Source organism: uncultured Thiodictyon sp., from assembly GCA_903837595.1.
Lineage (GTDB): Bacteria > Pseudomonadota > Gammaproteobacteria > Chromatiales > Chromatiaceae > Thiodictyon.
The window spans coordinates 1-2,479 of sequence record CAILVI010000205.1; the positions used below are offsets into that span (position 1 = coordinate 1).

A 2,479-nucleotide genomic window follows, 5' to 3' on the forward strand; every position below is an offset into this window, starting at 1 on the left:
CGGATGCTCTGGGTACGCATCGGCTAGGATCGGCTGGGCGGTCCCACGAACCCATAACCGCCTGCCCAGGCGAAGCGTCAAAACGGCCGCCGGAAGGTTCGAGTTGTCGTTTAGATCAAACGGTGGGCTCGTGCCGTCGATTACGATTTCGCCTACGGCGCGAAGGGGTCGGCCCACATCGGTGCTCTCTCGACAGATGTCGCACACATAGATGTACCTAGGTAGAGTCATCCTTAGATATACATCAGTGTGCCTGGGCGACATTGGCGTCCGCCCGCGCCCGGTGTCAAGGAGTAGCTCCCGGAACCTTGGTGCCAACTGCAGATAGGTGCGAAGACGAGCATTGCCCAGCTCGCGGGTCGGATCAGCGTTGAGCAAGAAGGTCCTTAGCGCGACCGCCAGAGCATGCTCGTAGACCATCCTGGCTGGCGCAGCAACCGCGGCCATCGCATGAACGTAGCTGGCGTCTTGCAGGGTCCAGCCCGCGTCCTTTGCAGATCGACTTAAGGAAGCGCCGGCCGACCGCCAAATTGGTAATCGTCGGTAAGGACCTCGGGAATCGTTGTGCACGAGTAGATCTTGCACGTAATCGGATACGAGTTCTCGCGGGTCGATCGCGGCGTCCTTGTGAGTGAGCAGTGGCCAAGCCTTCTTGTCGGCTAGGCCGTGTCCGACTGCGAGAACGACGTGTCCAAACTTGTCGCCGACCGCGCAGTACCCGATTAGCACGGGAATACCTGACTGTACGTACCCGCACACGAAGTTTGCCATGTCACGGACCCGGCGTATTTCGTCATCAGGCTCAGATTCTTGCCGCCAGTACTTCTGATGAACCGAGCAATTAAGATGCCGGAGAACGCGGGCCATTTGGGGTTGCGTCAAGTACTCGAGGCCCGTGCGCAGTGACAGATCCCCGGTGGCAATCTCTGTTACCTGTCGAGGAAACAGCCGCCGTGTTCGGTAGCGATGGTGTAGGTCTTCGCATAGCATCCAGAGCGCCGCACCAGCGCAGACGTGGCTGCTCAGATCGCTCTCCATGAACGGCGTCCCGGGCACATGGAGTTTGGCGCCGCACAAGCGAGCGGTGAATGGTGAGCTAATCACTTCGAAATTGGGGCCAAGGTTTGCAGGACTTCGGATAACCGTCCTGCCCACACAGTGCTGGCCTGTTGCACGAAAGACGACGTATCCCAGGTACTTTCTCTCCCCCGCCGCTCCCTCACTCCAATCCTGAAGCAGTTCGCTGGTCAGCGCCTCGCAGGTTAGCGGGGGCCCAGCGAAAAAATGTGCGCGGAGGCACCGGCGCTCCATGTCGCAGAAGGCCCGCGCGTGATCATGCAAGTAGTCGTACAAAGCGTGCTCGTCTTCGTACAGATGCTCGACAACAACGCATGAGCATGCGTGAGTGTTGAGCACTTCCACTATGCTATTCAACGGTGATTTGTCGTGACGGGGGCTGGCGCCCCTTAGGTGTTCGCGAATATAGTTGAAAAAAGCCGTCCACTCGTTCGGATTTGTCAATGGGCGCACGGCCGGTTGTTGATCCAGCGGGTACGGCGGCAGCAGCACGTGGTTGTCTCCTCTTCGCGAGCCCTGTTAGCCCGATCTGAAAATGCTCGGGGCTGAACTAACGCAAATTTATCCTCAGCACGGGAGTCGTCAAGGGGGGGCAAGACGTTTTGTGGACGCTTAAACTGGCGCCGCCCAGCGCCCTCGGGGGCGCCTCAACCTCCGGCCGCACCTCGCAAACTCCTCAATGTAACACGTTTCCAGGCGGCCCCACCATCATTTAAGCCCCCGACAGCCGTGTTCCCTCAGGCACGTTACGGGTTGCGTTGACCGGCAGAAACGGGAGCTGAAATCAGGCCGGCGGTCGGGTCAAATGGCCGCGGATTTCGCGCCCCGGGGACGTGGGGTAGATGAACGCGGAAGCCGCTGGATTTCTAATTTTGCGACCATGCCGGCGCAGTCAGCGTTTTTCAGCCCCGTGCGCCGACAAATAGACGTCCTCGGACAAAATCTATCGCAAGCCACCAGCCCGCACCAATCGTCACCACGACCATGCCTTTCTCTGTGCCTCGGTGTCTCCGTGGTGAATACTACTCGCAGTCGCACCGCTCTTTGACATCCGCACAGCGCCCCGTCCCCCCCCCCGAAACACCGACCGGCCTGGCGTTCTTCCGGCCGCCGCCAGTTCACGGATACTCCCCGCTCGCCGCCGCCTGATGAAGCTGGCCCAATCACGCCGCGCGGCGATGGCAACCACGCTGGCCATCTTCGAAGGTTGCCAACCTCACCGCCCCGCTTGTCCGATATGAGCCGCACGCGGCTCACCCAGGCCGAACATGACCAACCCGGGGGGTGTCACGCGCAGCACCTTCGCAATCTTCCCGCTCGGCGCGGAACAATGAGTTGAAATCGAAGCGCCGGCCGGCTCAAATGGCCGTGGAATTGGCGCCCGGTGACATGGAGAGGATGA

Annotated in this window: 1 protein-coding gene; it reads right to left on the minus strand. The window is 60.4% G+C overall.

The window, feature by feature from the left end; genetic code table 11:
* The coding region (locus QZY44_RS11160; protein ID WP_295446176.1) for a hypothetical protein at positions 1–1,569 on the minus strand (1,569 nt) is incomplete at its 3' end.
* Positions 1,570–2,479 lie beyond the last annotated feature (910 nt).